Below are 17,038 nucleotides of genomic sequence, written 5' to 3'. Positions count from 1 at the left end.
ATGAAGAAATTTAGCATTGTCATTGAAGTCGAGGTGCAGGAAGACACCGAAATAACTCCCGATGTGGTGAGGCGCGCCTACGGCACGCATACTAATTACCACGAACTGGTGATGGACCCGCAATGGGTAGCAGATGCAGAACACGAAAAGGTATTGCTGGCATCCTTACGAAGTTCCCCTACTGTGTATGATGAATTTATAAAGTCTGATATAATAAGCCGTCTGGAAAGCATATCCTTTAATGAGATTTGTCGCCTCGCTGGTATCAGCCGCGACAGCTACCTGGTTCTTTCGGACCTCTTAGAAAAGCTTCCTTCCGCCTCCAGGAAGTATTTCCAGCAGGCAATTGAGGATGGAGTGTTTTCTGAAAGCACTTACCTGACAACCGCAAGCTTCCAAGTTACTTTGAACAAGATTACGCTGGAGAACACAGCTACTTCCCCTCCGGACTAACGCTTGCCGGAATGCGAAAAAATCACCTTATTTGTAGGCGTCCTTGTGTTACCGTGAGGATTAAGCCTTCGGGCTGCCAGGAGAGTGAAGCAGGGTGACATCGCTTCATAACGGGTCGGGTAGTATTACCTCGGACTAAAGATCACCATCAGATTGTAGATGTTTTGATCGGTCCTGCCGGTGCTTACAAACGCACCTGCCCAACTCCTTCGTGTATGGCTAAGAACAAGCCAGGTTCTTCCAAGAAGTGGAAGAAGATTCGCCGCTCTACTACGGGCTGGCTGACATTTCTTGCGGGTAGCTCAGGGCTGCTAGTTACAGTTGTCAAGAACAGCAACGAACTCTGGCAGCTATTTGAATGGGCTTTGAAGTAAATAAAAGGGCCTTTGGGTGCTTCCAGAGGCCCTTTTATGTACTGAGCATACACGCTACCAGAAGACCAAGCTAAAGGCTAGTAGCTGGTCACCCCGGACACCGCAGGTAGTGGCAATGTGAAAAGATCGAACATGCTAGCAGGCGAATAAGCAAACTCGTTGCTTTGAGCAAAAAACGAGTCTTATGAGCCTGCACCAACGTTTAAAGCAACTACGCATTCTTCGCAAACTCAGCCAGCAGCAGATGGCTGACCGTCTGTATATGAGCCGGTCAGCCTACACAAAGTTGGAAGCTAATACGGCCGGTATTCGCATCGAGCTGCTGCACCGCATCGCGGCGGTGCTGCAAGTGCCGGCAACTCTGCTGGTGTCCGCCCAAGCTGCTCCCAATACTACCCCTTGGAATGACTTTGATTTCATGCTGGAAATGGCCTACGAGTACTTGAGCTGGACTCTCGCCGTAGTACCGTACGATGACCTTACCCTAGAGCAATTAGCCTTGGTAACCAGTAAGGGCTTTGGAAGCCGGGAGGCCTACGAGAACACGCCCCATAGGGGCCGGCTTTATAGCCGTGGTCCGCAGCAAATCATACGTGAGATGCTAAGTGCCTTGAGCTTCTCTACCCTATTTGAGCATCACTTGGTTCAGCATCCTACCTGGCTGGCCCACTGGGGACGGCACCAACTGGCGGAAGCGCGCAGGGCTGTAGTAGCAACATTGCCGACGGACCAACAGGAGGCTCTTGTTGAAGAACCAGAAGTGGATGGGGAGGACTACTTGATGGTGTTTTTGATTACCCTAATCATGCCGGATGGCAGCGACCAGCACCTAGAACTGGCGCAACGTGACATTCCAATTGGAATGGACGAAGAGCAAGCCTTGCAGCAACTCATCATCTCGCGCGGCGCGTTAGGTGGAGATATTCTGTGTTTTACCTACGATGGCTATACGTGTGCCAAAGACATTGTAACGGATGTTTACGCGTCATGATTCTCGACCGAAGCCTTACGCTCGGGTTGATTTATTACAAGGGAAGCCTTCTAGGTAGTCTACTTGGCTGGAAGATTTATTGCTAGTTAGCCAAGTAAGCAGAAGCCTAGAGTTTGGGCCCCCGTCGCTTGGGCGCTGGAGCATTTTGCTTGACCTCTGCTGTCAATGTCACTTTCGCTTCAACCTGGCGTTGAACCTGAACATGCTGCTCCAACTTTACCAGTTGCTGCACACTCTGAGCCAAAGCAACCGCATGGAGCACCAGTGGCGCTTCCTGTTTGAGCACCGGGTGCTTAGATACTTCCAGAGCCGCTTGCTGAATGATGCTCCCTTGTTCTGTTGCCGTCGCCTGGCCGTTCAGTACCCGGCTCATCTGCTGCAAAAGCTGGTTACCACGGGTAGTATCTCCCCCGTCGATGTCGCGTAAGGCTCCTCCGATGACGTAGGCGCTGGCCTGCAGGACCCGCTGCGCTTCCATGCGCTGCATATCGGGGATGGGCTCCTTTAGCGGCTGGGCCTGGCTAGGATCACGCAGCTTTTCGGCCTCTGGGCCAAGGAGGGGCTTGATGGCCGTGCTCAGTAGCAGGGCCAGCGGTTCTAGGTTCTTTTCCGGCTGCAAAGGACCGTGGGGTCGGATAATGGCTATGTCGCGCACATTATTGAGCTGCGCGGCGGCCGCAGGTCCGAGTTCGACTTCGTAGCCGGCCTGCCGGCCCAGCACGGCCATCACCGTCTGGATTGTGCGTCCGTTGCCTTCCCGGAACGCGTGGGTGTGGTTGTACTGGTCGAAGTAGTACGCGGCCCGCTGCGCGAACTGTGCCGGGCTCAGACCGCGCAGGTTGTTTTCCAGCTGGAGTTGGGCGCCGATGGCGTCGAGGCGCTGGTCGAGTTGCTCGTAGGGCCCGTAGCGCATGAGGTTGCCCTTGGGGTTGAGCACATACGTGGGCTTCTGCCCCTGAAACGGACCGTTGGGGCCATTGGCGCGGGTCTGCCCGGCCCAGTCGTACACGTCCTTGAACAGCTCGCGGTGGATCTGCTTGATGTGAGCGGCATCAAACTGGCCCGGGATGTCCACCACCCCGAGCACCACGCGCAGCATAGCAGGGATGGATAACGCCCCTTCGGCTTCCCGCAACTCGTCCTGGTTGGTGATGCCCAACCGGTTGTAGATGACCTGGTGGGTGGGGTCGTAAAATCCGTCCTGAATAGCCAAGGCGTGCAGCAATGAGTGATAAAAAACCCGCCCAGCCGAAGGCCGGGCGGGTTAGCAGGTCAAGTAGTGTGAGTTAAGAAGCCATCAGCAGTTCCTCGGGCTGCATCGTGCCTTGCGGGGCAGCCGGGCTGCCAGCACCAACCGGGGTGGTTGCCCGATTGGCGTAGTAGCTTTTCAGCTCGTCCGTGACACCCTGCAGCGTCAACTCGCCGGCCACATAGCGGGCGTACACGGCTTCTGCGGCCGGACCAGGCACAGCACCCTGGGCTATGCTCCAGGCGCGGGCCTTGTCGATGAGCTCCTGCCGCTGGGTGGGCGTCCGCTCCCGCTCGGAATACGTGATGCTATTTTTCATCGGTCGAGGGTGAAGGGTGAAGGGTGATACACTAAAGTAAACGTATTTCCGCACTAAATGGCTCCCTTCGCAGCCGGAACTGTCGGCATTGGGAGGACATTTTCTGCGCTGGAAAGCTGGACGCTAAGCTTCCTTATTCTGCCGCGGTGAGAAACTGCAGCTGGCTTTGAAACGTGGCCAGTGCTTCGGCATCCGGCAGCAGAAAGCACGGGGTCTTGCTACCCAGCGGATAATGCAGCAGCTCGGTGGGCACGGCCAGGGTACCTAGCAGCCGTTGCACCAGGCGCGGCTCCTCGCGCTTGAGTTTGCCGTTCTTCAGGTTGATGACATTGGTGTAAGTGAGCTGATGCGTTTCACAAAAAGGCTTCAGCCCGCCGCTGCCCAGCATTTTCAGCCGCCCCTGTGCGTAGCTAAGTGCCTCAGAGTAAGACACGGTCAGACTCAGGTCAGGGAAAGGTAACGGGGCCACTTCGGGGCATTCTGCAACTTCCATACGGTTCACGTTTAATCATCCAGGGGCGCTACTCCACCGGATGGTGCACTACGAAACTACTACGCTCCGATACGCGCGGAGCGAAAAAAGGACGAGTGGTAAAAAGTTGGTGATGAAATGCACCAGGTCCACGCGAGTGGGACACCTGGTCCAACCCAGATACCGCTTGTCGTAAGCGCTGGCACCAATTCAGACCCGTTCAATCCTCTACTTTACGTCCGATAAACGTGCGCATCCATGGCATAAAAGAAACGCGCTCAAAGCACTATTGCATCTTCAGCCTCTTGGTGTCAGGGGTTAATTGTTCGCCAACACTGAGTTTGAGAGTTATGGTATGCTTCGGGAGGAGTTGGATGTTTTTCGAGGTGACATCAGCCCCAGCGTGCTCTAGTTTTTGAATTAGCTCATCTATCATTTGCTTATTCCCTTGCAAAACCCCATCGACTAACTTCTGGCTTTCCGCATCCGCTTTTGTGCTTTGTTCCGCAAAGCCATTATTTCGCAGAAACCCATGATTGTTGGCAAAGTTCATGGCTATAAACCAACTCAGGGGGAATGTTTCGTGTAAGATCTTTCCATGAACCTGTCCGAAGTTTAGGCTGGAATTTTTGGTATTCGTAATGAAAATGCCAGCCTTTAAAGTGTCCGTCCCGCTTAAAAATTCTTGATGGATTTGGAGCCCACTCGTAAAATCAAATATTTCCGAGGCCAATCGCCTGGTGCGGAGGTACGCAAGCTTAATTCTCGTTTCGTTATCCACGCCTTCGGGCCTAGGATTAAACAGAAGGTACTTCACATATTCATCGCCAAAAATCTGATTTAACAATTCTATCCTCACCTTTTGCTCTTTATCAAAGCTTGAGAACCGAGATGACTCCGAGTACTGCAGCGGATTAGCTTGCTGCGGAAACAGTTTTTTTGCCTGTAAAAAGTATGGCCGGGTCCAAGAGAGGCTTGGTTCAATTTGATTATCAAACACTAACCGTAGACCTAGGTCACTTTGAGAGATGTAGCGCTCATGTGTGGCGTTATACTCAAAGGTTTCTATGGAAAGCTCGATACCAAACAAGTTATCTTCCGCTTCTAAATCCCGCTGTAAGTGTTCAAAGGTGTACTGTATCCTGCCTTCCTCTTGCGTTTCTTCGTCTAATAGGTCACACAGGTGCGTAGTCAAGGATGGCTCACTCCAAGGACGTTTATGCGTCATCTTCTTTGATAGCTCTTGGTCAATTTCGTCAAAGTGTTTAAGGATGAAACCAAATGCTTTAGGAGTTATCATTGGTGTGAGTATCGGGTTTAGGTGGTGTTCTATGTAAGAAACTACAAAGGTCTTTTTGCTAAAATCAATGATGCTTGGGCCGGCCCAGTTGCGGGGTGGGAACAACCACGGGGTGCCGCATTTGGTAGTAGGCCAGCTCAAATACGGTGGGCAGGTCCAGCTTAGCCAGCTCAGCCAGGCGCTGCAGCTCTTCCAGGGTCGCGGTTTCGGGCTTCTGCATGCGCAGGACCAGGGTGCGCGGCACCACTTTCCAGGCCTCCGACACTTCCTTGCGGGTGCCCAGCGAGTGGATCAGCTCCGCTAATGAGCGGCAGGCTACGGGCACCTTGGGCGGCTGCTCGCGCTCCAAGGGCAGCACCTGGATGGTAAGCGGCGCGGGTTTAGGGGTTTTCATGCCGTAAAAGAAAGAAGCTAAATTGGCATAATTACGGCCCGGCGCAATTTAGGACCAAATAGAAGCGGGTTGATGTCCCTACCCGGGCCCGTCGTGACCAGGCCAGCCCGGTTCCATCTCTGACCAATCCTGGTAAGACGTCGTCAGCTGGTCAGCGATGATGGCCTTGGTTAAAAGTTTAGTACAGAAGTTAATTGGCTAACTCATCAACAGCCTCACTGCTATAGGATTAACAGGGAGTAATATTGAAAAACAGGTACTTGTAATCGATATTTTAGCGCCAGAGTACAGTTTACTAGTCGTAATAGGCGAGTTAATTGTACTTTGATTGGTGAACAAGTTTTCTGAACCAAATCGGCTGGTTTTGGTGCCAGTTGCCCATTCGGCAGATGGGTGGCTCACTTGTTCATTTATAGGGACGTTTTCCTGAACAAGTAGGCCTGATAGCCTCTGAATGCAGGGTTTTAGCTTGTAGCGGTCACCTGTGGAAGCACCTCACTTAACTTCTGTACCAAACTTTTAACCGAGGCCGAAAGTGGTAGCTTCTTTGCCACGGCCGTTTAACTTTTGGACCAAACTTTCAACCAAGGCCAACTTTTCAGGAATACCGGCTCAATACTTAGCGTTTCGGCAAACCCGACTGGAAAATCAAAACGGCCAGGGCGGCTACACTATCAAATACGACCCCACTCTTTTTAATAAGCCTGATGCCGTGCAGGCAGCTCGTCCGCCGATGTGTCCTCCCCGATGAATTGCAGCCACTCGGCTACGGTGGCCAGGCCGAGGGGCTTCGGCCAAAAGCTCGTTGGGTGTGTCAAGCGCATCAGCCGCGGCTAGGCGTTGCTCTGGGTCGGGGTAGCGTACCAGCAACTCGGCCACGTGGTAGAGCCTGGCTCGGATGCCGAGTGCTGCTTGCATGAGTGGGGGAAGGGCTATGCCTTGCGGCTGGTGCTGCCAAACGGCCGGCCAACGTGGGCGGCGGGTACTTCGATGGGGTGCCGCATCTGGTAGTAGGCCAGCCGGACGACCGTAAGGAAGTCCAGGCCGGTTAGCTCAGCCAAGCGCTGCAATTCGTCCAAGGAAGCCGTTTCGGGCTTCTGCATCCGTAAGGCAATGGTGCGGGGGGCTACGTCCCACCGTTCGGAAACAATCTTGCGGCTGCCGAGCGAGTGGATCAGCTCGGCCAGCGTGGTACACTCAGTGACGGTGGCTGGTTCGGGGCGCGGCAAGGGCTTTACCTGCACGGTGAGTGGTGTTTCGGTGGACGGCGTAGGGATTGCTTTCTTCGTCATGGCAACAAAAGAACTAGGATAAATTGTCATTATTACGGCCCGCTGTAATTAACGACAATGCCCCCACGCCGCCGAAAGCTACTCGTAGAGCGTCGGGGCACGGTACCGGACCAGTTCTCGCCCATCGGGCTCGGTGATGCGGTCGAGGTACATCAGCACGTTGCCCTGCCGGGCCTGGCGCTCGTCGGTCCGCTGCCAGATGGGGTAGAGCTGCGCGTAGGGAAAGAATTTCATCTGGTCAAAGCCGCTGGCGAAGCCCTGCACCATGTCTTTCACTTGCTCCCGCTGCTGGTAGGAAACGTGGTTGTAGACCCACCGCCAAAAGTCCGCTATGTCGGCGGGCAAGTCAAAATAGGCGGCGGTCTGCGGCACGGTATGGCTGCCCATGTTCAGCAGCAGTAGCTCCCACAGCCGGAAGTAGCTTTTCTCCCGCGGCCAGTACTCCGCAATGTCTGCGGCCTGGCCCCATGTTGGCCTTGGTTAAAAGTTTGGTCCAAAGGGTAAACGAGCCGACGGTTTAAGACTTCCATGGCAGTGGTGGCGTAAGGGTTCCACGAGAGTAAGCACAGCCCCCCCCGCTCAGCACTATCGGCTCTACCTTCACCGTGCCATTTTCTACTACTGTGCCATTTTCTACCTGGTCCGCTTTCAGCATGTTGCCCGTCCGCTGCTTACTTCTGGCCTGCGCACTACCTCCCTGCCCTGGCAGCGTCCACTACTTATCGCCACCTTTGTAAACAAGCCCCCGACGCGGGCCCAGCGGCACGAGCGGCTAGCCCGCCCGGTTGCTTGGTGGCCCGGTAAAACGGCCTGGCTGCTGGCTGCTTTTTAATTCGTTGCCATTGCCCTGGCGGTGGCGGCTCCGTTCTTGTCGTGTATGACTGCTGCTGCTGCGGCCCCGCCCGCTGATGTTCTCGACCCCACCGGGTTCTCGTCTCTGCTGCTCAACCTGTCCGTCTCCGGCGTGCTGCTCATGCGGCCTCGCTACGAGGCGCACGGGGAAATCGTCGATTTTGACGGCGTGCGGCTCAATCCCGCCGCCCAGCAGATGCTGCGGCTGCCCGAGTGCCCGGCCGAGTCGTTTCTAACGCTCTACCCCACGGCGCCGGCAGTGGGCGTCTTCGATTTTTACCGCGAGGCCTTCCGGTCGGGTACCGTGGCGCGCCGGCAGAATCTCTACCAGCTCGATGGCCTGGATGGCTACTACCTCCTGGTGGCCCAGCGCTACCAGGACCTGCTGGTGGTCAGCTTCACCGACACCAACGACCAGCCACGCTCGGCCGTGGAAGAGGCCTTGCGCCAGAGCCAGGCCCGCGAGCAGGCGGCCCTGGCCGAGGCCGAGCACCAACGCCAGCAGCTTTATCAGGTGCTGATGCAGTTACCCATGCCCCTGATGCTCCTGCAGGGGCCTACGCACGTGGTCGAGCTGGTCAATGCGCAGTGCCAACGGCTCTTCCCCCAGCGCCAGATTGCCGGCCGGCCGATGCGCGAGGGCCTGCCGGAACTCGCCGGGCAGGGCTTTTTTGAGGTGCTGGACCACGTCTACCAGACTGGCGAGCCCGTGCAGCTGCCCGAGGCCGAATCTTGGGCGGATTTTGGTGACACCGGGCAGGTGCAGCGGCGCTACTACAATTCGTGGTTTCTGCCTTTCCGGGATGGGCAGGGCCAGATAATGGGCGTCCTCAATCCGGGCTTCGACGTGACCGAGCAGGTGCTGGCCCGCCAGCAAGTCGAGCAGCTCAACCAGGAACTGGAAGCGCGCGTGCAGGCGCGCACCCGGGCGCTGCAAACCCTGTTCGCGCAGGCCCCGATGGCCCTGGTGGTGCTGCGCGGCCCCCAGTTTCTCATCGAGCAGGCCAACGCCCAGGCCGAGCACATCTGGGGCGTGGCGGTGGCCGACGTGCTGGGCCGCCCCCACTTCGAGGCCATTCCCGGCTCGGCCGGCCAGGGCTTCGAGGAAATGCTGACGGGCATCCTGGCCACGGGCGAGGCCGTGGTGCTGCGCGAAGTGCTCATCAAGCTGGCCCGCGCCCACACCGGCCAGCCCAGCGACGGCTACTACAACGTCATCTTCAAACCCCTTTTCGACGAAGGCCAACCGCAGCCGTCGGGCATCGTGGTGATGTGGACCGAAACCACCGACCAGGTGCTGGCCCGCCAGCAGGTGCAGAAGCTGAACGAGGAGCTGACAGTCACCAACGAGGAGCTGCACGCGAGCAACCGCCAGCTCACGCGCACCAACGTGGACCTGGACAACTTCATCTACACGGCCAGCCACGACCTGAAGGCCCCGATTACCAACATCGAGGGCCTGCTGCTGGCCCTGGAGCACGAGCTGCCCGCCGCCGCCCGCACCGGCGACGTGCCCCTGATGCTGACCCTGATGCAGGACGCGGTGGACCGCTTCCGGCGCACCATCACGCACCTGACCGACCTGAGCCGCCTGCAAAAGGAGCACAACCCCGCCAGCGACGTCGTGGCGCTGGCCCCCGTGGTCGAAGCCGTGCGCCTCGACCTGACGCCGCTGCTGGCCCAAACCCAGGGTGCATTGCGCGTGGACGTTCCCGAGGGCCTGACCGTGACGTTTGCGGAAAAGAACCTGCGCTCGGTGGTGTACAACCTGCTCAGCAACGCCCTCAAGTACCGTCACCCCGACCGGGTGCCCGACGTGCAGCTGCGCAGCTGGCTCACCGACGACTACGCCGTGCTGGAAGTGCAGGACAACGGCCTGGGGCTGGATTTGGCGCGGGGGCAGGAGAAGCTGTTCGCCATGTTTCAGCGCCTGCACACCCACGTCGAAGGCACGGGCGTAGGCCTGTATATGGTCAAGCGCATGGTCGAAAACGCCGGCGGCCGTATTGAAGTGACCAGCGAGCTGGGGCAAGGCTCTACCTTCCGGGTTTATTTTCCACGCTAACCACCTCGCTGCACCGGGTAGACCTGGCCCGCGCCGAGCAGTTGCCCATTGCTGGCTTTCTCAACCAGCCCCTGACCCAGGAAAAGGTCACAACGTTGCTGGCGCGGCATTTTGCCCAGCCAGCAGCCTAGTTCCGCCAGGAACTGGGTAACCGCTGTATCACTCTTTTACCCAATACTCCGAGGGGGAAAGAGCCGCTAGCCCAACTTCCTTAGCGGGGGTTTCTGTTCCGACTCTCGTGGGACCCCAAATAGGCGCGCCGGCATCGTTGACCGGAGCTTAGGCTACGCCCGCATAGGCTACTTGCAGCAGCGCTTTGCGGCTCACCAGAAAGGTCTTCAGCGACTCGGGTTGGATGCCGTGGCCGGCGGCTTGCTGCGGGTCGACTTGGTACCCTTCCACGTTCATCCAGACATAGCTCATGGCGACCCCTTCATGAAAGCCGAGAGCCAGCACTTCCTCTACGTTTACCGTGTGCACGTCACAGCGTTTGCCGGTCACAGCGGACAGCGCCGCGGCCACTTCGGCCAGGGTAAGCTTATCCTCCACCAGCGACAACTCTTTCTAGTTGAATTTCGCCGGCTGGGCAAAGGCTTCGGCGGCAAAGCGGCCGATATCCTGGCCCGACACCCAGCCGACTTTGGTGTCCGGGGCGAGCGGCGTGAGGAACTTAGCCTTCTTATAGCAGCGGGGGGATAAAATTACGCTAAGCTCTTGGGAGCGTTTTTAACATTGGTAAAAAGAAGGCCGTGTGGTAGGCCGGACCTTTGCCCCGTACCTTATCTATTCGTCATGCAGTGGTGGTGGTTGGTTCTGGCCGGGTTGGCCGAAGTTGCGTTTGTCTTTTGTCTGGGCAAGGCTAGGCTGGCGGTTGGAGCCGAAGCGGCCGGGTGGTATGCCGCCTCCGCCGGCTGTGGGGGCCTCAGTTTCTACTTGCTCCACCTGAGCTTGGCGCACATTCCCTTGGGCACCGCCTACGCGGTGTGGACCGGCATCGGCGCAGTGGGTTCCGCGGTGGTCGGCATCGTTGCGTTCGGGGACCCGCTGACCGGGCCGCGTCTGTTTTTTCTTGCCACCTCGATTGGGTCCGTGCTGGGCCTGAAAGCCATGGCGCCTTAGCGATGCGGCGCTCACTTGAGCTTCGCCCGTACGCGGCTCAACGTGACTTGGGTAATGCCCAGGTAAGACGCCAGGTGCCCCAGGGCGACGCGGTGCAGCAGGTGCGGGCTGTGGTAAAGCAGGTCGGCGTAGCGTTCCTCGGCGGTGCGAAACTGCCGGGCGATCAGCTGCTGCTCGGTTTGCTGCCACACGCGCTCCACCATCACCCGCCCCCAGTTGGCCAGGTGGAGGTCCTCCCGGTACAGGGCGTGCAGCGCCCGCATGTGGAGGCGAAACAGGCCGCTGTCTTCCAGCAACTCCACCGTCTCGTAGCTCACCGTTTGCTCGGTATAACCCCGAATCGAAGCCACGACCGACCCCTCTTCGGAAAACCAAAAGGTGACCTCCCGGTCCGCTCGTCGGGCATACACCCGCGCCAGGCCGCGCTGCACCACATACACGTGGTGGGCCAGCGCGTCGTCGCGGAACAAGACCGTGCCTTTTGGAAGCTCCACGTATTCGGCCAGCGCCAGCAGCTTCTCCAGCGAAGCGGGTGGCAGTGGGTACGTGGCCAGCAAAATCTCGGAAAGGGTCAGGTTTGAAGGCACGCTCGCAAGATAACCGCTGCTTTTTCTGGTGGGGCTCCGCCTTGCCGTCTTTTTTATCCTTCAACGGCTCTCCCCTATGGAATCCATCACCCTCCGTCCAGCCACCCCGGCTGATGTCAACCAGTTGCAGCTCATCGGCCGCCAAACGTTTTTCGAGACGTTCGCCGCCAGCAATTCCGAAGAAAACATGCGGGCCTACCTGGAAGAAGGCTTTGCAGCCGAAAAGCTGCTGGCTGAACTACAAGAGCCGCACTCAACCTTCTACTTTGCCGAGCAGACCGGCCGCGTCATCGGCTACCTGAAAGTCAACTCTGGTCCGGCGCAAACGGAGCAGCATGCCCCCAACGCCCTGGAACTCGAACGCATCTACGTGCTACAGGAATTTCACGGCCAGCGGGTGGGGCAACTGCTCTACGAGCAGGCGCTACGCCTGGCCACGCAGGCGCATGCCGAGTGCCTATGGCTTGGGGTATGGGAAGAAAACCCCCGGGCCATTCGGTTTTATGAGAAAAACGGCTTCGTGGCCTTCGACAAGCACGTGTTCAAGCTCGGCGAGGACGAGCAGACCGATATCATGATGAAGCTATCCCTGCCCAGCAACCAGTAGCGGTGATGGTCCTACCAAAGAAACCGCTTTTTCTGGGGCTGCTGCTGCTAGGCACGGCTTTTTGGGGCATCTCCTATTCGGTGGTCAAGACCGGTGTAGGCTACGCCGACCCCTACAGCTTTCAGACCTATAAATTTTTGATGGCCGCGGCGGCCGTGGCCCTGCTGTTTCCCCGCCAACTCGCCCAGCTGAGGTGGGGCACGATGGGCTGGGGGCTGCTGCTGGCTCTGCCGCAGTTCCTGGGCAGCACCCTGCAAACCATCGGCCTGCAAACCACCAGCGCCGCCAATGCGGCTTTTCTCACCGGGCTCAGTGTGCTGCTGGTGCCGCTGGGCAAGGCCCCCCTGCTCTACCGAGAAGCCGTGGCGCCTCAGATGTGGGCGGCCTGCGCGCTGGCCCTGGTCGGCCTCTACGTGGTGGCCGTACCGGGGGGCTGGCACCTGCACGCCGGCGACGGGTGGATACTCGCCGGCGCCGTGGCCTTTGCCGGCTACGTGTTGCTGGGCGGGCGAACGGCCCGGGAGCCGCACTTGATGGCGATACTGGTGGTACAACTGCTCGGCTGCGCGGGGCTGGCCCGGCTCTCGGGCTGGGGCGCGGGCTACGCGCTTGCCGTGCCCACGGCCGGCGCGTAGCCCGCGCCACGGCCTACGGGTACGGGGTGCAGCACTATGCACAGCAGTACCTGAGCGAAGAAAAAGTGGCCCTCACCCACTTGGGCGAACCCCTTTTCGCGGCCCTCGCGGGGGCCGTGTTGCTGCACGAGGCCCTTACGCCCCGCACGGGACTGGGGGGACTGCTTATTTTCGGGGCGATGGTCCTGGCGGAGGTAAAGCTGCGCGGCCAGGCACGCCGCCCGAAGCCAGCCAAAGCGCCCGTTCCGCCCATTCAGAATTCTACCCTAACTTCCTTACCGTAGCCTGCCCCGTATACCTGCTTCCCTTTTCCGCGTGGACTTAGCCACAGCCGCCGACATTCCTGCCTTGTTACCGCTGATGGAGGGACTGGCCGACTTTGAGCACTACCGCGACACGTTCGCCGTCACGGCCGAGGTGCTCTACCGGCAGGGTTTCGCCCAGTAGCCGCCCGATTTCTACTGCCTGGTAGCCCGCCACCACGAGGGGCACCTGGGGGGCTTGCTGGTGTATTACTTCATCCCTTTCACCGTCAGCGCCAAACCAACGCTCTTCATCAAAGAACTATTTGTAGCTGAATCCTACCGGGGACATCACCTAGGTGAGGAATTAATGCGGGCCGCGGCGCAGGCCGCCGTAGCGCACGGCTGCGGAGCGATACGCTGGGCCGTGGCGGCCTGGAACGAGGCCGGACGACGCTTCTATGAGCGCTTGGGCGCGCAGGCCAACCCCTTCTGGGTGGACTACAGCCTGAGCGGCGACGCGTTAGTGTCCCTTGCTAATACGCCACCCCGTAGCTAGTCGGCTCTGTGAGGGAAAGCTGTGGCCGCTACGCCAGGGAGGTGTTATTCACGAATGCAATGATTCCTTAATGGGACAACTGCCCGGAGTGCTTAGCGTAATTTTATCCTCCCGCTGCTATTAAAAGGCCAACTTGCCTTGGGCCAGGGTGGGGAACATCAAGGCATTCCGGGGAGGAAGTGTGCACGACCTGTTGCACGCCTACTGCCTTCGCGGCCGCCATCAGATTTTGAGCGTGCCGCGTTCCCTCCCCCTGGTTGCCAGGGTGGGACCCCATTTGCACGGAGAAGACCCCGGTTGCCCCTTGTGCTGCTTTGGTCAAGCCCTCCAGATCATCGAACGTGGTTTCGAACAACTCGACCTGTTTGGCAGCTAGGGCCTGGGAAGCTGCGCTGTTCTTATCGCGCACAATCGCCCGGATGGCGAAATCACCTTTCGCTAATAAGGCCGTAACGGCGGCCCCTCCCTGGAGACCGGCGGCACCCGCTACCAGGATAACTGGTTTTTGATTCTGGCTCATGGTCATGTGGTTGAATCCGCTGTAAATTTACGCCGTGCCTGGTATGCAAAAGATGCCAGTTACCTAAAGGATGCCAGCTATACAACCGGACCAGGCCGCCGTGGCGCAGCAGATACGCCACCTGCAGGATACCTTGTACGTGGTCAACGGGAAGTGGAAACTACCCATCCTGGTGGCGGTCCATCAGGGGACCAGCCGCTTCCGCGACATCCAGCGCAGTGTGCCGGGCATCACCACCAAAGTCTTGTCCGCGGAGCTCAAAGCCCTGGAACAGAACAAGCTGGTGGTGCGGCGGGTGTACGACACCTCGCCCCCCACCGTGGAGTACACGACGTCGCCCTATTGCGCCACCTTGCAGACCCTGATTCAGGAAATGATCGCCTGGGGCAAAAACCACCACGACCGGCTCCGGGAGGAGTGATGCCTACCAGGGACACTGCCGGCCCACCGTCTGCCCGTGGACCAAGCGTTGTGGCCTTCCAGCGCAGCCGCAAGCGGCCCCGCCCGTTTACCCTTTGGACCAAACTTTTAACCAAAGCCATGTTCATGTTGTGCCCGCCGAACATCATCGTGCCGGGGTCGGCTTCGAGGGCTTTGCGAAACCCGTAGCCGGTTGTCCAGTCGAATTTAGTGCGGCATTCACAGTTGAACATGGGCGAGAAACCAGGTTAGAGTGAAGCAGAAACCACTTTTTATAAGTCACGAAAAGCGGATTCCGGCACAATTAAAATTAGCGAGCGGGGGCGCTGGTGGTGATGGGGTGCTGGCGCGGAGGCCGCTGGGGAGGGCCGGCTCGTACCAGTCGCGGTAGGCCGTGGTCAGCCGGTCGGTGGCGCCCTCGCGCTTCAGCCAGATATGCGAGCTGCCGCATCCCACGTCGTAGCCTCCCCCCGTCAGCTCGCGCACGAACGGGGCAAGGGCGCGCAGGTCGGTTTGGTGCGTGGGGGCCTGCACGTACTAGCGAACGAGCCTCAGGCGCTCGTTCTCGGCTTCGTCGGCTTGTTCCACTTCGATGGCTAGATACGCCTGCTGGGACGCAGATTCCGGGGTAAATCGGGTATTGTGGCGGCTGGCCATCAGGGAAAGTAACAAAAGGGAGAAAATCAATTATTGCTCGTCGGCCAGCGCGGCATATTTACTCACGTCGAGCAAAACAGTAAATTCTTCGTGCTGGGGGTTGCCGTTACCGTCGTGGCCCATCTTTACGATGTAATCATCGTTGAAATCAGAAAATAAGCGCACCGCTGCTTCGCGGCCGAACAACTCCAGGCACACGGCAAGGGCTAACTGTCTGGAGCTAACGCCAGGGTAGCTGTGATTAAAAGCATTTGAGAGGTCAATTACTTCCCGGCTTTTTTCCAATGAGAGTTCTGTGCCGTCCAGCAGATACTTCTTGTCTTCTGGGTTCTGCGGGTTGGGGAGTTGGCAAGCGAGTTCAATAATCATATTAGGAAGGAATTAGGGGGAATTGCATTAGTTGCTGGTGAAAATGTTGCCGGCCAATGTGTGTGAAATCAACATTACCTGCGCCTCGTGCATAGCCTGGCCAAATACGCCGCTGTGGTAGTCGGCGGCAAACTGGCCCACGTTGGTAAAGGTACAGTCGAGGCCGGTGTCTCCAAGAGGGTACAAAAACTGGTCGGCCTCCTGGGCGTTGAAGCCGCCGATGTTGCGGCCGTCGGCCAGCAGCAAGCTCACGCCGGGCCAGGCCGCTGGCCCGTCAACGATAGTGTAGGTTTCGTAAATGATGCCCACAGCCTGCGCACGAGCATAAAAACGGCCTAGCCAACGGTCAAATCCTGGGGCGTTTGCACGGGCAAGGAAAATTAAAGGAGAAGTAAAACATACTGCCCACCCTGTTCTTCGCGGGTGCGGCGCAGGCTTTCCTGGGCAATGGGTCGAACTGCGCGAACGAGCTTCAGCAGCGCCTCGTAAGCCGCTGGCGTGTCGATTTCCATTCCCATGTGCGCGGCTACCTGCACTAGCTGGCGGGCCGTTTCGGTTACTTTGAACACCACGCCGGTTAGCTAGACCGTGGCAAGGTGGGCCACGACTAGCCTCACGAACTGGACCGAAAAGAGGCTATTTTGCAGGTTGCGGTACACTTTGACGCGCTGACCTTCCGTGTCGATGGCAAGGGCTCGGGGGGCTGGCATGGCGCGGCGCTTACTCACCAATGATGATGCGGGGCATATACGTTTCATAGCCCGTAACCGATGTGAAAAGCTCGCGCAGGTCGTCGCCGTACACCCTTTCAAAGGTTTGCTCGTGGCTGATTACCGGCGACCAATCGACGAGCACCTGGCGGTAAAATTCCATCCTGTAGGTGTCCGTGGGCATAAGCGTAATTTTCAGCCGGTTTATCTGGGCTTGGTTCTCTCGCAAGTCCATGCGCAGCCACGGGTACGGGTTGCTTTCCGTCCGGCCGGCTGCCATGAGTTTATCGGCGCCGGTCATGGTTAGAAACTCTTTGCCGCCTAGTTGCATCAGAATGGTATAAGCTTCTTCCACTACGGCGGGCTTGGGGGCGGGGCTGGTGCTCATAAAAAGGGCTTATTTGCTGTGTTGCTTCTACTTATTAAACGCAAAAAGCCTTATTAATGTTGAATATTTATCTTAATTAAATATGATATTTTGTCTTTATTAATTGACATAGCTTTTGATTTTTTCCCTTTTGTTCTTTTTGGGCGCTAGAGGCCGATGGCAGCAGTAATCAAGCTAACCTGGCCGATGAATTGGGAGCAAGCTTTACTGCTGCTGCTAGCGGAAGCGGAGCAGAAGCAGTCATGCGCCGCGTGGAGCCTCTCCATTGGTTCGCGGTAGCGATAGGAAGGGCGCGACCAGCGGGAACTGTCCGAAGGACTGGAGCGCAGTGAAGCCCTGGATAGCTCGGCCGCCCGCTTAATTAATTTCCAACTTCTACTTTTTATCAGTTATCAATTGGCTTGCTGTACTACTGGCAGCCATCCTAACTAGGAGGTTTTATAAGTCTGACCTGGCTTTTTTTT

At 57.9% G+C, this 17,038-nt stretch carries 27 protein-coding genes; 11 read left to right on the top strand and 16 right to left on the bottom strand.

Features of this window, described 5'->3' with window-relative positions; genetic code table 11:
- The 3 genes from IEW18_RS19610 (at nt 1) to IEW18_RS19605 (ending at nt 1,818) form a co-directional block, all read left to right on the top strand.
- Nucleotides 1-453 (top strand): hypothetical protein, encoded by a 453-nt coding sequence (locus tag IEW18_RS19610; protein WP_188559585.1) that lies wholly within the window; start codon nt 1-3, stop codon nt 451-453.
- 215 nt (nt 454-668) lie between these two features.
- Nucleotides 669-827: a hypothetical protein gene (locus IEW18_RS21775; RefSeq protein ID WP_229728871.1), complete on the top strand. Its 159-nt coding sequence runs from the start codon at nt 669-671 to the stop codon at nt 825-827.
- 184 nt (nt 828-1,011) lie between these two features.
- Nucleotides 1,012-1,818: a helix-turn-helix domain-containing protein gene (locus tag IEW18_RS19605; protein WP_188559584.1), complete on the top strand. Its 807-nt coding sequence runs from the start codon at nt 1,012-1,014 to the stop codon at nt 1,816-1,818.
- Nucleotides 1,819-1,924: 106 nt separating this feature from the next.
- Here the strand turns inward: IEW18_RS19605 and IEW18_RS19600 are convergent, their stop codons facing one another.
- From IEW18_RS19600 to IEW18_RS19570, 7 genes are all read right to left on the bottom strand, one after another.
- On the bottom strand, nt 1,925-3,031 hold the full coding sequence (locus IEW18_RS19600; protein ID WP_188559583.1) for a Fic/DOC family protein: 1,107 nt from the start codon (nt 3,029-3,031) through the stop codon (nt 1,925-1,927).
- A 73-nt stretch (nt 3,032-3,104) separates the two neighbouring features.
- Nucleotides 3,105-3,386, bottom strand: coding sequence for an antitoxin VbhA family protein (locus IEW18_RS19595; RefSeq protein WP_188559582.1), 282 nt, complete (start codon nt 3,384-3,386; stop codon nt 3,105-3,107).
- A 133-nt stretch (nt 3,387-3,519) separates the two neighbouring features.
- Nucleotides 3,520-3,879, bottom strand: coding sequence for a hypothetical protein (locus IEW18_RS19590; RefSeq protein ID WP_188559581.1), 360 nt, complete (start codon nt 3,877-3,879; stop codon nt 3,520-3,522).
- A 265-nt stretch (nt 3,880-4,144) separates the two neighbouring features.
- On the bottom strand, nt 4,145-5,158 hold the full coding sequence (locus tag IEW18_RS19585; RefSeq protein WP_188559580.1) for a hypothetical protein: 1,014 nt from the start codon (nt 5,156-5,158) through the stop codon (nt 4,145-4,147).
- Nucleotides 5,159-5,222: 64 nt separating this feature from the next.
- Entirely contained in the window at nt 5,223-5,552 is a 330-nt protein-coding gene (locus tag IEW18_RS19580) for a hypothetical protein (RefSeq protein ID WP_188559579.1), read from the bottom strand.
- A 932-nt stretch (nt 5,553-6,484) separates the two neighbouring features.
- Nucleotides 6,485-6,844, bottom strand: a complete 360-nt coding sequence (locus IEW18_RS19575; RefSeq protein ID WP_188559578.1) for a hypothetical protein — start codon at nt 6,842-6,844, stop codon at nt 6,485-6,487.
- Between the two features lie 78 nt (nt 6,845-6,922).
- Nucleotides 6,923-7,231, bottom strand: a complete 309-nt coding sequence (locus tag IEW18_RS19570; RefSeq protein ID WP_188559577.1) for a hypothetical protein — start codon at nt 7,229-7,231, stop codon at nt 6,923-6,925.
- A 490-nt stretch (nt 7,232-7,721) separates the two neighbouring features.
- On the opposite strand from IEW18_RS19570, the gene IEW18_RS19565 reads away from it, so the two are divergent.
- The gene (locus tag IEW18_RS19565; RefSeq protein WP_188559576.1) at nt 7,722-9,761 is read left to right on the top strand and encodes a PAS domain-containing sensor histidine kinase; all 2,040 of its coding nucleotides are present in this window, start codon (nt 7,722-7,724) and stop codon (nt 9,759-9,761) included.
- Between the two features lie 279 nt (nt 9,762-10,040).
- Here IEW18_RS19565 and IEW18_RS19560 read toward each other — a convergent pair whose 3' ends face one another.
- A complete protein-coding gene (locus tag IEW18_RS19560) occupies nt 10,041-10,319 on the bottom strand; it encodes a hypothetical protein (RefSeq protein WP_188559575.1) in 279 nt (92 codons plus the stop codon).
- A gap of 234 nt (nt 10,320-10,553) precedes the next feature.
- Here IEW18_RS19560 and IEW18_RS19555 point away from each other — a divergent pair, with 234 nt between their 5' ends.
- On the top strand, nt 10,554-10,880 hold the full coding sequence (locus IEW18_RS19555; RefSeq protein WP_188559574.1) for a DMT family transporter: 327 nt from the start codon (nt 10,554-10,556) through the stop codon (nt 10,878-10,880).
- Between the two features lie 11 nt (nt 10,881-10,891).
- Here IEW18_RS19555 and IEW18_RS19550 read toward each other — a convergent pair whose 3' ends face one another.
- Complete coding sequence (locus IEW18_RS19550; RefSeq protein WP_188559573.1) at nt 10,892-11,467, bottom strand: Crp/Fnr family transcriptional regulator; 576 nt, start codon at nt 11,465-11,467, stop codon at nt 10,892-10,894.
- Between the two features lie 76 nt (nt 11,468-11,543).
- Here IEW18_RS19550 and IEW18_RS19545 point away from each other — a divergent pair, with 76 nt between their 5' ends.
- The 5 genes from IEW18_RS19545 to IEW18_RS22040 are packed head-to-tail and all read left to right on the top strand — an operon-like array spanning nt 11,544 to nt 13,510.
- The gene (locus IEW18_RS19545) at nt 11,544-12,074 is read left to right on the top strand and encodes a GNAT family N-acetyltransferase (protein WP_188559572.1); all 531 of its coding nucleotides are present in this window, start codon (nt 11,544-11,546) and stop codon (nt 12,072-12,074) included.
- Between the two features lie 5 nt (nt 12,075-12,079).
- Nucleotides 12,080-12,709, top strand: a complete 630-nt coding sequence (locus IEW18_RS19540) for a DMT family transporter (protein WP_188559571.1) — start codon at nt 12,080-12,082, stop codon at nt 12,707-12,709.
- Nucleotides 12,637-12,993, top strand: a complete 357-nt coding sequence (locus tag IEW18_RS19535; RefSeq protein ID WP_262891907.1) for an EamA family transporter — start codon at nt 12,637-12,639, stop codon at nt 12,991-12,993. The genes IEW18_RS19540 and IEW18_RS19535 overlap by 73 nt, the downstream gene beginning before the upstream one ends.
- 31 nt (nt 12,994-13,024) lie before the next feature.
- Nucleotides 13,025-13,156 carry a hypothetical protein gene (locus IEW18_RS21910; protein ID WP_262891904.1) on the top strand — a complete coding sequence of 44 codons (132 nt, stop codon included), beginning with the start codon at nt 13,025-13,027 and terminating at the stop codon, nt 13,154-13,156.
- 18 nt (nt 13,157-13,174) lie between these two features.
- Complete coding sequence (locus tag IEW18_RS22040; protein ID WP_373285752.1) at nt 13,175-13,510, top strand: GNAT family N-acetyltransferase; 336 nt, start codon at nt 13,175-13,177, stop codon at nt 13,508-13,510.
- Nucleotides 13,511-13,613: 103 nt separating this feature from the next.
- On the opposite strand, the gene IEW18_RS19525 is transcribed toward IEW18_RS22040, so the two are convergent.
- On the bottom strand, nt 13,614-14,030 hold the full coding sequence (locus IEW18_RS19525; RefSeq protein ID WP_188559569.1) for an NmrA family NAD(P)-binding protein: 417 nt from the start codon (nt 14,028-14,030) through the stop codon (nt 13,614-13,616).
- 70 nt (nt 14,031-14,100) lie between these two features.
- On the opposite strand from IEW18_RS19525, the gene IEW18_RS19520 reads away from it, so the two are divergent.
- Nucleotides 14,101-14,451 (top strand): winged helix-turn-helix transcriptional regulator, encoded by a 351-nt coding sequence (locus tag IEW18_RS19520; RefSeq protein WP_188559568.1) that lies wholly within the window; start codon nt 14,101-14,103, stop codon nt 14,449-14,451.
- A gap of 278 nt (nt 14,452-14,729) precedes the next feature.
- Here IEW18_RS19520 and IEW18_RS19515 read toward each other — a convergent pair whose 3' ends face one another.
- The 6 genes from IEW18_RS19515 to IEW18_RS19495 form a co-directional block, all read right to left on the bottom strand.
- A complete protein-coding gene (locus IEW18_RS19515) occupies nt 14,730-14,984 on the bottom strand; it encodes a hypothetical protein (RefSeq protein ID WP_188559567.1) in 255 nt (84 codons plus the stop codon).
- 153 nt (nt 14,985-15,137) lie between these two features.
- Complete coding sequence (locus tag IEW18_RS19510) at nt 15,138-15,476, bottom strand: DUF6166 domain-containing protein (RefSeq protein WP_188559566.1); 339 nt, start codon at nt 15,474-15,476, stop codon at nt 15,138-15,140.
- Nucleotides 15,477-15,503: 27 nt separating this feature from the next.
- Nucleotides 15,504-15,785 carry a hypothetical protein gene (locus IEW18_RS19505; protein WP_188559565.1) on the bottom strand — a complete coding sequence of 94 codons (282 nt, stop codon included), beginning with the start codon at nt 15,783-15,785 and terminating at the stop codon, nt 15,504-15,506.
- A 71-nt stretch (nt 15,786-15,856) separates the two neighbouring features.
- The gene (locus IEW18_RS19500) at nt 15,857-16,048 is read right to left on the bottom strand and encodes a hypothetical protein (RefSeq protein ID WP_188559564.1); all 192 of its coding nucleotides are present in this window, start codon (nt 16,046-16,048) and stop codon (nt 15,857-15,859) included.
- A 9-nt stretch (nt 16,049-16,057) separates the two neighbouring features.
- Entirely contained in the window at nt 16,058-16,186 is a 129-nt protein-coding gene (locus IEW18_RS21905; RefSeq protein ID WP_262891903.1) for a hypothetical protein, read from the bottom strand.
- 10 nt (nt 16,187-16,196) lie between these two features.
- Nucleotides 16,197-16,574 carry a hypothetical protein gene (locus tag IEW18_RS19495; protein WP_188559563.1) on the bottom strand — a complete coding sequence of 126 codons (378 nt, stop codon included), beginning with the start codon at nt 16,572-16,574 and terminating at the stop codon, nt 16,197-16,199.
- Nucleotides 16,575-17,038 lie beyond the last annotated feature (464 nt).

The organism is Hymenobacter glacieicola (genome assembly GCF_014640315.1).
Classification (GTDB): domain Bacteria; phylum Bacteroidota; class Bacteroidia; order Cytophagales; family Hymenobacteraceae; genus Hymenobacter; species Hymenobacter glacieicola.
This window is presented reverse-complemented; position numbering and strand designations above follow the sequence as displayed.

Excerpts from the sequence above, each read along its gene's own strand:
- IEW18_RS19610 (WP_188559585.1), top strand. The coding sequence starts at position 1 with ATGAAGAAATTTAGCATTGTCATTGAAGTCGAGGTGCAGGAAGACACC.
- IEW18_RS21775 (WP_229728871.1), top strand. The coding sequence starts at position 669 with ATGGCTAAGAACAAGCCAGGTTCTTCCAAGAAGTGGAAGAAGATTCGC.
- IEW18_RS19605 (WP_188559584.1), top strand. The coding sequence starts at position 1,012 with ATGAGCCTGCACCAACGTTTAAAGCAACTACGCATTCTTCGCAAACTC.
- IEW18_RS19595 (WP_188559582.1), bottom strand. The coding sequence starts at position 3,386 with ATGAAAAATAGCATCACGTATTCCGAGCGGGAGCGGACGCCCACCCAG.
- IEW18_RS19590 (WP_188559581.1), bottom strand. The coding sequence starts at position 3,879 with ATGGAAGTTGCAGAATGCCCCGAAGTGGCCCCGTTACCTTTCCCTGAC.
- IEW18_RS19585 (WP_188559580.1), bottom strand. The coding sequence starts at position 5,158 with ATGATAACTCCTAAAGCATTTGGTTTCATCCTTAAACACTTTGACGAA.
- IEW18_RS19580 (WP_188559579.1), bottom strand. The coding sequence starts at position 5,552 with ATGAAAACCCCTAAACCCGCGCCGCTTACCATCCAGGTGCTGCCCTTG.
- IEW18_RS19575 (WP_188559578.1), bottom strand. The coding sequence starts at position 6,844 with ATGACGAAGAAAGCAATCCCTACGCCGTCCACCGAAACACCACTCACC.
- IEW18_RS19570 (WP_188559577.1), bottom strand. The coding sequence starts at position 7,231 with ATGGGCAGCCATACCGTGCCGCAGACCGCCGCCTATTTTGACTTGCCC.
- IEW18_RS19565 (WP_188559576.1), top strand. The coding sequence starts at position 7,722 with ATGACTGCTGCTGCTGCGGCCCCGCCCGCTGATGTTCTCGACCCCACC.
- IEW18_RS19555 (WP_188559574.1), top strand. The coding sequence starts at position 10,554 with ATGCAGTGGTGGTGGTTGGTTCTGGCCGGGTTGGCCGAAGTTGCGTTT.
- IEW18_RS19545 (WP_188559572.1), top strand. The coding sequence starts at position 11,544 with ATGGAATCCATCACCCTCCGTCCAGCCACCCCGGCTGATGTCAACCAG.
- IEW18_RS19540 (WP_188559571.1), top strand. The coding sequence starts at position 12,080 with ATGGTCCTACCAAAGAAACCGCTTTTTCTGGGGCTGCTGCTGCTAGGC.
- IEW18_RS19525 (WP_188559569.1), bottom strand. The coding sequence starts at position 14,030 with ATGAGCCAGAATCAAAAACCAGTTATCCTGGTAGCGGGTGCCGCCGGT.
- IEW18_RS19520 (WP_188559568.1), top strand. The coding sequence starts at position 14,101 with ATGCCAGCTATACAACCGGACCAGGCCGCCGTGGCGCAGCAGATACGC.
- IEW18_RS19510 (WP_188559566.1), bottom strand. The coding sequence starts at position 15,476 with ATGATTATTGAACTCGCTTGCCAACTCCCCAACCCGCAGAACCCAGAA.
- IEW18_RS21905 (WP_262891903.1), bottom strand. The coding sequence starts at position 16,186 with ATGCCAGCCCCCCGAGCCCTTGCCATCGACACGGAAGGTCAGCGCGTC.
- IEW18_RS19495 (WP_188559563.1), bottom strand. The coding sequence starts at position 16,574 with ATGAGCACCAGCCCCGCCCCCAAGCCCGCCGTAGTGGAAGAAGCTTAT.